This is a genomic window from Pelosinus fermentans JBW45, assembly GCF_000271665.2.
Taxonomy (GTDB): domain Bacteria; phylum Bacillota; class Negativicutes; order DSM-13327; family DSM-13327; genus Pelosinus; species Pelosinus baikalensis.
In genome coordinates, this window is record NZ_CP010978.1 from 5,146,644 (window position 1) to 5,160,505 (window position 13,862).

The 13,862-nt window shown below is 40.4% G+C and carries 12 protein-coding genes; 4 read left to right on the plus strand and 8 right to left on the minus strand.

What is annotated here, in order from left to right:
- Nucleotides 1-68 precede the first annotated feature (68 nt).
- Both JBW_RS22750 and JBW_RS22755 read left to right on the plus strand, forming a co-directional pair.
- On the plus strand, nt 69-1,250 hold the full coding sequence (locus tag JBW_RS22750) for a sensor histidine kinase (protein ID WP_007955013.1): 1,182 nt from the start codon (nt 69-71) through the stop codon (nt 1,248-1,250).
- Nucleotides 1,247-1,936 carry a response regulator transcription factor gene (locus tag JBW_RS22755; RefSeq protein ID WP_007955010.1) on the plus strand — a complete coding sequence of 230 codons (690 nt, stop codon included), beginning with the start codon at nt 1,247-1,249 and terminating at the stop codon, nt 1,934-1,936. Before JBW_RS22750 ends, JBW_RS22755 begins: the two co-directional genes overlap by 4 nt.
- Nucleotides 1,937-1,992: 56 nt before the next feature.
- Here JBW_RS22755 and JBW_RS22760 read toward each other — a convergent pair whose 3' ends face one another.
- The gene (locus tag JBW_RS22760) at nt 1,993-3,228 is read right to left on the minus strand and encodes an MGDG synthase family glycosyltransferase (protein ID WP_235334098.1); all 1,236 of its coding nucleotides are present in this window, start codon (nt 3,226-3,228) and stop codon (nt 1,993-1,995) included.
- A 141-nt stretch (nt 3,229-3,369) separates the two neighbouring features.
- Complete coding sequence (locus JBW_RS22765) at nt 3,370-3,771, minus strand: helix-turn-helix transcriptional regulator (RefSeq protein ID WP_007955007.1); 402 nt, start codon at nt 3,769-3,771, stop codon at nt 3,370-3,372.
- 170 nt (nt 3,772-3,941) lie between these two features.
- On the opposite strand from JBW_RS22765, the gene JBW_RS22770 reads away from it, so the two are divergent.
- On the plus strand, nt 3,942-4,244 hold the full coding sequence (locus JBW_RS22770; RefSeq protein WP_007955005.1) for a hypothetical protein: 303 nt from the start codon (nt 3,942-3,944) through the stop codon (nt 4,242-4,244).
- Nucleotides 4,245-4,433: 189 nt separating this feature from the next.
- Here JBW_RS22770 and rocF read toward each other — a convergent pair whose 3' ends face one another.
- Nucleotides 4,434-5,381, minus strand: coding sequence for an arginase (rocF, locus tag JBW_RS22775; RefSeq protein ID WP_235334099.1), 948 nt, complete (start codon nt 5,379-5,381; stop codon nt 4,434-4,436).
- A 349-nt stretch (nt 5,382-5,730) separates the two neighbouring features.
- Between rocF and JBW_RS22780 the strand changes: the two genes are divergently transcribed.
- Entirely contained in the window at nt 5,731-5,988 is a 258-nt protein-coding gene (locus JBW_RS22780; protein WP_007955001.1) for a DUF1657 domain-containing protein, read from the plus strand.
- Between the two features lie 340 nt (nt 5,989-6,328).
- Here JBW_RS22780 and JBW_RS22785 read toward each other — a convergent pair whose 3' ends face one another.
- The 5 genes from JBW_RS22785 to JBW_RS22805 all read right to left on the minus strand — a co-directional run bounded on the left by JBW_RS22785 (nt 6,329) and on the right by JBW_RS22805 (nt 13,727).
- Nucleotides 6,329-8,011 carry a glutamine--tRNA ligase/YqeY domain fusion protein gene (locus JBW_RS22785; RefSeq protein ID WP_007954998.1) on the minus strand — a complete coding sequence of 561 codons (1,683 nt, stop codon included), beginning with the start codon at nt 8,009-8,011 and terminating at the stop codon, nt 6,329-6,331.
- A gap of 122 nt (nt 8,012-8,133) precedes the next feature.
- Nucleotides 8,134-11,187 carry an AAA family ATPase gene (locus JBW_RS22790; protein WP_007954997.1) on the minus strand — a complete coding sequence of 1,018 codons (3,054 nt, stop codon included), beginning with the start codon at nt 11,185-11,187 and terminating at the stop codon, nt 8,134-8,136.
- Nucleotides 11,184-12,338, minus strand: a complete 1,155-nt coding sequence (locus JBW_RS22795; RefSeq protein ID WP_007954995.1) for an exonuclease SbcCD subunit D — start codon at nt 12,336-12,338, stop codon at nt 11,184-11,186. The genes JBW_RS22790 and JBW_RS22795 overlap by 4 nt, the downstream gene beginning before the upstream one ends.
- A 72-nt stretch (nt 12,339-12,410) precedes the next feature.
- A complete protein-coding gene (locus JBW_RS22800) occupies nt 12,411-13,055 on the minus strand; it encodes a YigZ family protein (protein ID WP_007954990.1) in 645 nt (214 codons plus the stop codon).
- Between the two features lie 213 nt (nt 13,056-13,268).
- Nucleotides 13,269-13,727 carry a YaiI/YqxD family protein gene (locus JBW_RS22805; protein ID WP_007954987.1) on the minus strand — a complete coding sequence of 153 codons (459 nt, stop codon included), beginning with the start codon at nt 13,725-13,727 and terminating at the stop codon, nt 13,269-13,271.
- Nucleotides 13,728-13,862: the final 135 nt, after the last annotated feature.

The window sequence follows — 13,862 nt, forward strand, 5'->3', positions numbered from 1 at the left end:
CACCTTCCCTTTCTTTAGAATATAATAGTGGTAGCAACAGGCCTCGAAAAAAGCGAAAGGTGATATTGATGCACAGACATGACGACCAAAAATATTCCCATAACAATTTGAATAAAAAAGACAAAGGCGACTTCCCTGCAACCTTTAGGCAATTTCATCATCATCACAGGCACCATCATGAACGTTTTCTGCAGCACTATACCTATTTTCGCTATCTTCGCCCACTAGGCATTGCATTTACCTTTGTTATTCTCTACTTAGCATTTTACTGGGGGGGTAACAAGGAGATTGGCATCCTTTTTGCCACGCTGCTTGCAGTGAAAGAAATAATCCATTTTTTCTTTATGTGGCGCTTAGAAAAGAATATATTTAAGCCCATGATTAACTTAAAACAGGGTCTGGATGAAGTCACCAAGGGAAATTATACGATTAAAGTAAAAAATGAACTGTCCAGTGATCTTGGCATCGTAATTGATGCTTTTAATGAAATGACGGAAAAATTATATGAAAATGAAAAGATCCAAATGGAGTATGAAGAAAACCGCAAGGCATTAATCGCCAATATCTCCCATGATCTCAAAACACCAATAACCGCCATTCAAGGCTATGTGGAAGCACTTATGGATTCTTCCATTACGTCGAAAGAAAACCAAACTAAATATTTAAGAACCATTCATCATAATGCAATTTACGTTAATAAACTAATTGATGATTTATTCATGTTCGCAAAATTAGATATGCAAAAACTAGAGTTTCAATATCAATGTACAAAGATTCAATCATTTATGGATGATTTGATTGCAGAATATCGTTTTGATTTTAGCGAGCGGAATATTCAGTTTTACTATGATGTGCTGCTAGAGGAAGATATCCAAGTTGATTTGGATGGAAAACGCTTTCACCAAGCCATTAATAATATTTTGAACAATGCCATTCAATATGGTCCTACAGTGGGTTTATCGATAGAAGTAATCATCTATCAGCAAAAAGACACTGTCTGTATTGACATCAAAGATAATGGACCTGGTATTCCCACAGAAAAGCTCCCCTTTGTCTTTGACCGATTTTATCGCATCCATACGGAACGCCCAAAAGAAACAGCAGGTACCGGGCTGGGCCTAGCCATTACCAAAGAGCTTATCGAAGCACACGATGGAAAAATTTTACTTTCCAGCAACCTAAATCAAGGAAGCTGTTTTTCGATTCAGCTTCCCATTTGCCAGAAAAATGACGGGGAGATTGCACAATGAAACGCATTTTGATTATTGAAGACGATCTGGATATCGCAGAACTGGAACGGGATTATCTGCAACTAAACGGCTATAAAGCAGAAATTGTTCAGGATGGAATGCTGGGATTAAAAAAGGCAGCTTCATCCGTATATGACGCAGTTGTCGTGGATTTGATGCTCCCTAATAAAGACGGCTTTGAAATCATCAAAGAGATTCGAAAAAATCAGGAAATCCCCGTGATTGTCGTATCTGCCAAAGTAGACGATATTGATAAAATCAGAGGGCTGGATGTTGGTGCAGATGATTACTTAACAAAGCCATTCAGTCCCGCAGAACTGGTAGCAAGAATAAAGGCTCACCTCAAGCGTTACGAGAGACTAAAAGGATCCTCTCTCTCTCTTGAAGTGATACAGCATAAAGGCTTGGAAATTAATACTGCATCTCACAAAGTTTTTGTATATGGTAAGGAAGCGCAATTGACGACAAAGGAATATGAGCTTTTACTTTTTTTAGCTTCTAATCCGAATATTGTTTTTAGTAAAGAGCATATTTTTGACACCATCTGGGATAATGAAAGCTTTGGTGAGGTAGCCACTGTAGCAGTCCATATCCAAAAAATCCGCAAAAAGATTGAAAAAGACTCAACCAATCCTGAATTCATTGAAACCCTGTGGGGTACAGGATATCGCTTTAATTCAATTTAAACACGGTTATAAAAAAACAGAAGCCATTTCCACTAAACGGAAAATGGCTTCTATTCTCATGCACCGATAAAAATCTGTTTTTCGTGGGATTGCATAGAGGGGTTGGCTGCGATTGCTGCGTTCATGGTATCAAGAATAATGTCAGCGATATTCTGGGAACCATTTATAGCTGATACATCCTTGTATGTTAGATTACCGTAAGAAGCCGAGTTAGCAATTTGGTTAATTCTTTTGCATGCCTCCTTTGGAGTCGGGCAGTGATAGCCTAATTGGTTTTTGGTAATAAAGTCAATATTGCCAGTCTCTTGAATGCCGACTGCTTCCGTAACAATCAACGTTTTCTTCATCGTCACGCCTTCCATAAGAGTACCAGGACCAGCCTTGGAAACAATTACATCACTTGCTGCCATCAGTTTTTCCATGTTATCAACAAAACCATAGACATGCAGTCCATCGAAAGGGGAGTTTGACTTCTTAAGTTCATTATATAACTCTTTGTTATTTCCTGTTATAGCCAAAATTTGTTTGTCAGGACACTGCGCTTTTAGTGTATGTACCCAATCACGCATATTTCCTGCCCCCACTCCACCACCTGTAAGAAGAACTGTAAATGCATCATTCTTTATCCCAAGTTCACCACAAGCTTGCTGTTTTGATATAGGAAAGTCTCTAAATTTAGGATGTACCGGAAAACCGGTATAGATAATCTGGCTATAGGGAATACCGTACTGGATTAGGGATTGAAATGCGTCTTGTGTAGGAACCAAGTACACATCTGCTCCTGGTGTTGCCCATGACGCATGTATCGTAACGAGATCGGTAACGACAGCTATGATTGGCCAAGTCCCACAAGATGCTTTGCGCGTTTGATGTAATAAACCAATGACAAGTGGATGAACAGCCACAACAGCATCTGGCTTACTATTTGCTATGGCTTGCTTTATACTACAGCGGGATTGAAAATATACAATTCTTGTTAGTGCCTTAATACGATTGATGCTATTCGTTTTCTTAAAGAACAAATTGTTTAGCCATACATGGTTCTTCGAGCAGTAATCATAAATTTCCGGTGCTTTTCTAAGACCTGGAAAATTTGTTGTCCGTAGGAAATCAACAATAGTAGATTGTATGCTCGGTTCTTTATCAAGTGCAGCTATAATCGATGCTGCAGCACTGCGATGTCCACCGCCTGTATCTGATATTGCGAACATAATCTTCGTAGGCTTACTTACCATGAGACACCTCTCATTATCAGATTTTCCGATGATGCCAGCAAATATTTTTTCTTTCATTATATGAGTTTCATTATACACTGAGCTATATTTCTTTAAGTTAACAAATGGTTAAGAAAATATTAAAGATATAAAGAAAAAACCAGTCTTCCCTTTATCCTGTGGGCAGACTGGCTCGATTGAAAATCAAAAATATGTACCTCAAAGCGTCTTCTTAGGATAGCAATCCTTTTTCAATGACAACGTTAATTTTACGTTTAATTCCAAAAGATGACATACTAGATCCGGATCAAACCCATATTGCTCAGCAAGAGTTATTACTTTATCCCATCGTTTATCCGTATTTGCCTGATAGCTAGGAATACTCTCACGAATGCAGTTCCCCTGATTTGAAGACGAATCTTCCGCATCAAATCCGACTAACCAATCAATACTTACCTTAAAATAACTGGCAATACGCCGCAGTGTTGCAATATCCGGTTCACGACGGTTAATTTCCCAGGAAGCAAGCGTGGAGCGATCAACCTGAAGAATTGTCGCTAATGCTTCTTGGGTTAACTCACTCCGTAATTCTTTTATTCGATCTCCTAATGTTGTTTCCATGAGCACACCCCTCATTATTACGATAGCGTGCTTATCATAGCAGTGCAATTATTCTGTCCATAAGACACTCCCTTGGCAGGATTTTACAACAATCCAGAGAATTAGTGTCTTATAGACACTAATTCTCGTTAAATAAAAAAGCAAGATGCTAAAAAAGGAGGGGCAGTTTCGTGCAGGTAGTAACGTTTTCTAGAAAAATGGATGTATTGGAAATGATAGACAACAAACCTAAAAAACAAGCTACAGTATACAAGAATTCTCAAGTCGATGCAATTGCTGCGAATGCAATTACGCTGGTAAATGAAATCAGCGATCCGCTCACAGTCATCAAAGGCTATTTACAAGTCTTCGAAAAAAATACTTTAAACAATCAACAAGAGTGGTTACCACTCGTGTTTCAAGAATTAAATCGAGTGGAGCTATTGATCAACCACTTTATAACAATTTCTCAGAATAAGAAACCTCGGTCATAATTTATAATAATCGCTATATAATTTTCTCAATGCATTATATAGCGATAAAAAACTCATATCCGCAACATAATAAAGACCAGAAGAGATTACATTTTTATGCAATCTTTCCTGGCCTTGTTTAGAATGTTAATATGAAAATAAGGTAGAATCTAAGTCGTAGACCAACTCTTATGAACTAAACCCACCTTGTCATATCGCTTCAGCACTTCTTTTTCGATCTGTTCTTTGCACCTGTTTGCTTTTAGCAGTCTCACCAAATAATGCTCCAATCAGGTTAACAGTAAGACGAGCCGTCATATCATCTTTATCCAGCAATGGATTGACCTCTACAAATTCCGCGGAAATCAAATTTTCAGCTGCCGCTAATAACCGTACGGCCTGCAGACTTTCTTTATAACTAAGGCCATTGGCGACGGGGGTCCCTACTCCCGGGAATTCTGCAGGATCAATACCATCTACATCAAAGCTTAAATGGATTCCATCACAACGTTCTGATAAATAACGTACTGCCTCGGCGATGACTACTTCCATGCCCAGTCGTTTAACATCATTGGCAGTGTACATTTTTATATGTTTTTCCTCAATAAGCTGCTGCTCCCCTTGATCCACATCCCGAGCACCAATCAACACAATATGCTCCGGTTTCACTTTTCCCTGATAGCCTCCAATATTCGTCAAAGCCGAATGACCTAATCCCATACTGGCTGCTAAAGGCATGCCATGAATATTGCCAGTCGGGGATGTTTCAGGCGTATTCATATCAGCATGAGCATCGTACCAAATGACACCAATATTCTTATAATGTTTTGCAATACCAGCTAATGTCCCCATGGCAATGCTGTGGTCTCCGCCTAAAACAAGGGGAAAGCGCCCTTCTTGTATAATATTTGAAACCTTTGCTGCCAACTTTTCACTTGAATCAACAAGGGTTTTTACATTTTTAATATTCTCGCCGCTTTGTCTAAAGCATCCTGTAATGCCAATAGAAAGATTACCTTCATCTACGACATCCTGTCCGATACCTTTTAGACGATCCATTAACCCTGCACACCGGATACCCTGGGGTCCTAAGTTGGTACCATAGCGAGTCTGTCCCAACCACATTGGTACACCAACAATCGAAATCTTTCTTTTCATGAAATTCACTATCACCGCCCCAATCTTTTGCATTATTTTTTTGCTGCGAATTTTATTTTAAACCTTTCTTGTCTAGTGTGCAAGAAAAGTTTTATAAAATACATAACCTTTATTCCCATTTAAGAACAGTCGTGATCTGAGATCATTCAAAAACAAAGAACTGCAGCTATCTAAGTTGAAGAAATCCAATATTTTCTTGATTACTTTAAATCTTCATTTTATATTCACTTTGGTAAACGATTTAAATATAAAAAAGATCCATACCAGTATTATCCTGTGATAAAACACCAAAAATCAGGAAGAATACTAACAGATAACTCATCCACAAAAGGATGCTGGAGGTAATCTTATGACCGTACAAAAAGATTTAGAAAAGGCTTTAGCTGCCGCTGAATCAGCTAAAGGAACCTATGCATCTTTTGCCACATCTACTGAGGACCAAACGGCTCAACAAATGTTTACCCAAATGTCCCAAGATATGAAGCAGCATATTTCCAATATTGAAGATCGTCTTAGCTCTAACGCTGCTGTGGGATTGAACGCAGGAAGCGCTTCTACTGTAACGAATAGCAATAGTAGTGCTACTGTAACGAATCAGCAAAACTAATAGACACGCAGTCTTCCTGTTTTTACTTTATAGAAACCCTATTCCTATTAAGTTCGGAATAGGGTTTCTTTTGTAAAAACAAAAAAAATGCACATTTTTTTAATTTCCGGGACAAAATAACACTAAGTAGATAAGTCATTCCAATTTATAAAAAATAACAAAGAAAAGGAGTTCATACATGGTGGAACTTCAATTGGGTCTTTTTGGTTTACTCTTCATTGCAGTTTCCCTTTGGTTGCTGCATGTATTACATGGTCTAGGGATGATGTGAACTTCGAAGAACACTATGGTAAGACAAAAGATAAAGAGCCCGCCACTTCGTTGACGAGCTCTTTATCTTTTACGCTTTTTGCGCTTTTGCCCAGGAATCGCGCAATCCTACAATACGATTAAAAACAGGTAATTCTACCGTAGAATCCTTCGCATCCAAGCAGAAGTAGCCATTGCGGATGAATTGGTAACGCTGATCAGGGGTAGCTTGAAGTAAGCTAGGTTCTAGCATGCAAGATGTAAGTTTCTCCAACGAATTGGGATTGATATCATCTTTGAAGTCTTTTTCACCTTGATCGGTCTCTTCTTCTGCAAGTAAATAATCAAACAATCGCACTTCAGCCTTAACAGCCTGGGCAGCAGATACCCAGTGCAGCGTCCCTTTCACTTTGCGAGTTGCTGTTCCTGTACCACTTTTGGTTTCAGGATCATAAGTGCAGCGTAATTCCATCACTTCACCAGTTTCCGGGTCTTTAATCACTTCTTCGCATTTGATAAAATAAGCATTTTTTAGACGCACTTCCTGTCCGGGAGCCAAACGGAAGAATTTCTTAATGGGAATTTCCATGAAATCATCCTGCTCAATATAGATCTCCCGTGAGAAAGGAATACTACGATTGCCCATATCAGGCTGCTCTGGATTATTCTCCGTTTCCAGTTCCTCTACCTGTCCCTCAGGGTAATTGGTAATGACTACTTTCAATGGACGCAGCACTGCCATCGCTCGCAAAGCCTTACTGTTTAGATCTTCTCTGATACAATGCTCCAGCATCGCAATATCAACAGTACTATTGCTTTTGGCTACGCCAATGCGTTCACAAAAATCACGAATGGCTTCCGGCGTATAACCACGACGGCGTAGTCCAGAAATCGTTGGCATGCGCGGATCATCCCAGCCATCCACCAAACCTTCTTCCACTAGCATCCTAAGTTTTCTTTTGCTCATTACCAGATTGGTAACATTCAACCGTGCAAATTCAATCTGTTGAGGACGGTTTTCCATCTCAAGAGAAGAAATCAGCCAATCATATAATGGACGATGATCTTCAAATTCCAAGGTACAAATAGAGTGAGTAATTCCTTCTAAGGCATCGGAAATAGGGTGAGCAAAATCATACATAGGATATATGCACCAGGTATTACCTGTACGATGATGTTCAGCTCGCATAATACGATATAAAATAGGATCACGCAAATTTACATTTGGCGATGCCATATCAATTTTTGCTCGCAATACCCTAGAGCCATCGGCAAATTTTCCAGTTCTCATACCATCAAATAGTTCTAGATTTTCTGCTATCGAACGACTGCGATAAGGGCTGTTTTTTCCTGGTTCAGTCAAAGTCCCCCGGTATTCCCGCATTTCCTGGGGATTCAAGTCACAAACATAGGCCTTTTCTGATTTTATCAATTGAACAGCACATTCATAAAGCTGTTCAAAATAGTCAGAAGCATAAAACATACGATCGTCCCAATCAAATCCCAGCCATTTTACATCTTCTTGAATGGATTCAACATACTCGACTTCTTCTTTACTTGGATTGGTATCATCAAAGCGCAAATTACATAAGCCGTTATAATCCCGAGCAAGCCCAAAATTAAGACAGATGGACTTTGCATGACCAATATGCAGATATCCATTGGGTTCTGGTGGAAAACGGGTATGTACCCTCTTATTATTTTTATTGTTCTTCAAATCTTCATTAATAATATTTTCAATAAAGTTTGAAGATATTGTCGTATTTGTCGTCATCCTTGAAACCCCTTCTCGATTATCTTTTTATTTATTCACATTTCGTCATTTATCGCCCTTTTCCTGCTTATAGCAAACATACATCTACAGTATATAGATAAAATAACCAAAATCTATATAAATTAACCAATTTTAAAACAGGCTGTGCTGCCTCTTTCTGTTGCCATAACTTCTAAGCGGGCATCTATTCTTTCCTTTAGTTCAGGAACGTGAGAAATAATCCCCACCAGTCGCCCCCCCTGCTGCAAATCGATTAAAGCCTTGATAGCAAAATCTAAGGATTCTGGATCAAGAGTACCAAAGCCCTCATCTACTAAGATTGTATCTAAATGTATGCCGCCTGCATAGGACTGAACAACATCAGCTAAACCTAAAGCTAATGACAAAGATGCTAAGAAGGTCTCACCCCCGGAAAGGGTCCCCACGCCTCTGGCAATGCCTGTATAGTTGTCAAAAACCTCTAGATCCAAACCACCAGCAGCGTTTTTTCTGGCTCGCTCCAGGGTTCGCTGCAGGGAATAACGGCTGCGGCTCATCATTTTTAAACGTTCATTCGCTGCCACAATTACATTTTCTAATAACGTTCCTAAAACAAATCGCTGCAACGTTAATTTGTGCTCATTGCTGCCATTAGCCACTTCTGCCAAACGTCCTGCCACAGCATATTGGGCTTCTAATGTCCCTAAGGCCTCATCCACTTGACTGATCTTTTTCAACCAAGCTTGCTGACGTTTTAGAAGTGCCTCTAGATTCGTGTGTGCAGCAAACATATCATTATATCGATTTTGCATAGTTGTAACTACTTGCTGCAACCCCAGCATATCCGGTAATTCCAGATTTTCCGCTGCCTGGGCAGCCTGTTCCAGGAACAGAGTGGCTTTACTAAATTCTGAATCAAAGGCAGCAATTTTTTTTGCAGTAAGACTCATACTCTCTGGACTCTTTTTCGCATTCTCATAGTCTTGCTGATCCATAAATCCAGCTGCTGCTACTCGTTTTACAAAATAGTTTTGTTCCTCTTCATATTTTATCTTGCTGTCTTTTAAGCGATATTTGGTATTTTCCAAGAGTGTCTGCTTCTGGGTTACCAGCTGCTTTCCCTGCTGTACATGATGCTGAGCTTGTTCCCAGGCTGCTTTATATTGCTCTTGCTTATTTTGGGCACTTTTTAGGGCTGCTGCCAATTTCCCCATCCCTTGCAGTTCCTCGGGTATCGCAAGACGCCTTTCTGCCACTATGGTTTCTGCGGCTGTAAAAGACTGTTCTGCCTGACGCCACGCTTCTTGCACCTGAACCAATTCCTTATGCAGGTCCTCTTGTTGTTTTCTTAACTGCTCCAACTGCTTAGTCACATTCCTGACCTGCTGTTCTCCAACCAAGGCTTGCTCATACTTTTGACGCAGAGTCTGAACTTTTAGATCTAACTCTAGCAAAGGTAATGCAGCTTGCTCTTTAAGTTCTCCAGCAAGATCGGCAATCCGTTTTTTCCATGTATCCCTCTCGGTTTGCAGCAAACTGTGCTGACTGCGGCAAGTATCTCTTTCTTGTTCCAGAAGTTCGATCTGCTTTTGAGCCGTTTTCAACTGACTTTCATTCGGCATGATTCCTCTAAGAGTGGCCAGCTTAGGATGATCCGCTGAACCACAGACAGGGCAGCTCTCTCCTGCTGCCAAGGAACTTGCCATGAAAGCTGCCTGCCCTTGCATCCATTCATGCTGCAATGTGGTGAGACTGCTTTTAGCAGCCGCATAGTTTTTCTCAAGCTCTGCTAAATTCAGGTCAGAAGCAGAAACTTGCTGTTCTAGCTGGGTAAATTTTTTCCTATGTTCCTCTAGAAGTCTACTTTTCGTAAGCAATCCTTGGGCATGCTGCCATTGTACTTCCCTGCTGCCCACTTCTAACGCAAGTTGAACAACTTGCTGTTCTTCTTGAATGATATGGTCCATCTTTTCTTGTATCTTCGTATATTCGAGTTCAACAGCATCTTTTTTCTTTGCTGCCTGCTGCAGTTCACTTTTTCTTATCGTTGCTGTTTCTAAGGCTTTTTCCAGTAGTTTTATTTTATCCTCAATCTGCTGTAAATGGATGATTTGCCGAACCAGCATTTCCCGCTCTTCGTCTTTAGCAGCTTCTATTTCAAACCGCTGCTGTGCCTCTTTTAGCTTCTGCATCTCAATATCCAGCTCAGCCTTATAAGTCTTACAGTTCTCTTCCAACGACAGTACATCCTGAGCATAGTTCGATCGATTCTTTTCTGCATCGAACAAGCCCATTGCCGCCGTTGCCTGCAGGAGACCTGCTCGTTCTTCTTCGATGATCGGCTTTTGCTCGATAAGCGTCGCAAATAATTGCTCTGCTTTTTGTTTTTCTTGAATTTTTCCCTGTATGATTTCCCCTTGGTTCACAGCCTGTTGAGCACTTTTTAATTCTTCACTGATACTTTTAATCTGAACGAGTACGTTTTCTACTTCCCTTTCATTTTGCTGTATAGAATCCAGCAGTTCATAATCTTGCGCTACGCCGGCTTCCTGCAAAATCCACTGACGCTGTTTGCTCTGTTCATCACTCGCCTTTTTTAGCTGTAGAGCCTTGTCCTTTAATTTTTCCTCAATCCTTTGATATAGGTCTGTTTTAAATAATGCCTGCATAATTTCTTGCCGTTCATTGGAGTTAGCAGTTAATAATTTACGAAATTCACCTTGAGGCAGCAGCACAACTTGACGAAATTGGCTGCTCTTAAAGCCTAGCAGTGTTTCAATCTGCTTCGTAACGTCCAGCCATTTGGCTGCCAGCAAAATAGGTTCACCCACTAAAGGCATACTCCACAATTCAGCTTGTGCCAGCATAGTGGTGGTGCCTTCTCCCCGTTTCTTAGGCCGCTCCTGCTCTGGAATTCGTTTTACTTGATAACAAGCTTCGCCAATCGTAAAATCAAAAATCACTTCTGTAATTACAGCACTATCGGCATGATCGCTGCGCATGGATTTTCCTTCACGCTGCGTGCCGCTGGCATCACCAAACAAGGCAAAGCACATACCATCTAAAATTGTCGTTTTTCCTGATCCTGTGGGGCCATGAATCAAGAAAAATGTTCGATCCTGCAATTCCCTAAAATCAAGTTTTTGCTGTTGCGCATAGGGGCCAAAAGCCGTCATAGTTAAACATAATGGTCTCATAGAATCGCCTCCCGTTCCTCACGGTATACGGTTTCGATCACATTAACTAAGTGCATCTGCTGCTCCTGTGTCATATTTTCTCCAGTCATCTGATGATAAAAGGCCGCAAATAGTTCTTTTTCACTAAGCTTACGATGATCCTTAGGCAAGCCGCTCAACACACCCTTTTTCAAAAAACGCGGACTTTCGATCTGCAGTACATTAGGATATTTCTCACGCAGTTTCCCCATGGCATCTAAGATTGGCATTTCATCTAGCAGCGTTACCGATACATAATCCTGCTGATTGCCTTCATCAATGGAATGATCCAGGATATCTTTAAAATAGCCTTTTATACAACGAACATCGCGACGAGGAGATAAGGGAATTCTCTCAACGGTGATGCCCCCGACTTTATCCATTTCGATCAAATGAATACCTTTTCGCTGAGAAGCTTCTGCAAAAGAGTATTTCAGCAGTGATCCGCTATAATGAATGCTTGGATTTCCTGCCTGCTGAGAATTATGTAAATGCCCTAAAGCTGTATAGCAAAAAGGCTGAAATACAGCCCCATTTACCATACTACTGCCGCCTATAGATAAAGGACGCTCCGATTCACTCTCCATGCCCCCCGCAATAAAAGCATGAGCAATAGCAACTGAACGTGCTTTATTTGGAATTTTTCTTATTACATGCTGCACCATAGCCTCTATTGCTTGTTCGTGATTTGAAACATCAGGACAAGAAAGACGTTCGCGAACGAATGCAGGCTCTCCATAGGTAAGCGGAGCAAAGTACACCGGTCCATGCTCATCATATAAAATAATAGGTTCTATTTCCCGACTTAATGCCCCTGCTACATACAGCCCTTGAGCCGCTAATAGACGACTGCCAAAGCCTAGACGTTCTGCACTATCATGATTACCTGCAATCATAATCGTAGGCACCTTGTAGTCTACTAAAATTTGCGAGATTAATTGGTTTAATAATTCTACTGCCTCAATAGGCGGCACGGCACGATCATAAATATCTCCGGCAATAATAATCCCATCTGGTTTACTCTCACGTACTAAAGCTAGAAACTGATCCAGTACATGGGCCTGATCATTCGTCAAATGAATCCCATGGAACAACCTGCCTAAATGCCAATCTGAAGTATGTAAAAATCGCACAATCCGACCTCCTACCGCTATTTTCTACCTTCTTCGTGATACACATAAAAAATTCCTACAAAATAATATTACCTACTCCTGACAAGTAACAAGCGTCTCCACATAGACTTCTCCTTCACGGGTTAATCTAACCTGGCCTGCCGTCCAATCGATAACCTTTTGTTCCAGAATTTCTTCTTGCCCCACTTTTTCTAATACAATCAATCGTATTGTATCGGTAAATATTTTATCCTCAATTCGATAACCTTGCAGCCTAAGCTGATTTTCCAGCATTCCCAAAAAAGTATAGTCAATCTCTACCCCAATGCGTGTATGATTTTGTCGCTGGGTAATTCCTACGGCTTTTAAACCTGCGCTGGCACTCTTGCCATAGGCACGAATGAGACCTCCCGCCCCCAGCTTAATGCCGCCAAAATAGCGCGTAACGACAATCACCGTATCTTTTAATTGATTCTTCTTGATGATCTCTAAAATTGGTTTACCAGCCGTACCTGACGGTTCACCATCATCATCTGCTTTTTGCCACTGATCATTCCCTCCTATTACATATGCAGAACAGTTATGAGTAGCATTCCAATGCTTTTTCTTAATTTGTTCTACAAAAGCGACTGCAGCTTCTTCCTGTTCTGCACGTTGTACATAAGCAATAAATCGTGATTTTTGAATCTCAATTTCCGCCTCACCATAGCCACTGACCGTTAAATAAAAAGATAACATCCTCTACACCTCAATCTATAGTAACTCTCTGATATCCCCTTTTAAAAAATATAAAACGAACCACAAAGACGCAAAGGACACAAAGGATTTTATTTATATTTTTTTGTGCACTCCTTTGTGTGCCGCATCAGCGGCATTGTGCCTTTGTGGTTCATAATTTCTTATGTTTTTTCACTTACAAAACTTATAAATGCTGATTCTAATATCAAATCATCATTGCAAGGAAGCATCCAAGCTGGCTGCGTCAGCTAACAATTCTTCCAACGAGCGATAAAATCGTTTATCTTCTTCTGCCGTTCGTTTATTGGGACCTTTCGTTCGGCCGCCACCGCGGCGCAATTTGGCTTTGACTTCTCGCTCCTCCAGCAAAAATTCAATATTATCATTGGAAAATATTCTCCCTACCGGACTTAAGGAATACGCTTTTTTCCCCAGGACCATTGCTGCGAGCCCCCAGTCCTGGGTCACAATTATATCCTTAGCTTGTGTCAGATTCAGGACCTTAATATCAGCTTCCTGAGAACCATCGCCCACTACCACATGATGATCCGATACAATCATGTGATTAAAACTAGCTACCGTCCAGACAGGGATATGGTATTTGCGTCCCAATTCCATGCAAATTTGCAATGCATTTTTAGGACAAGCATCTGCATCCACTAAAATTTTCATATCGATCAACTCCTGTACCTTACAACGAGATTATACATTTTTTTCATGCATTGTTATTGAAAAGTTTATCACACCTCTAAGATTATCTCAAAAATTACTTGTCAAATGCGCCTTACTATTTTAAGATAAAGAAGA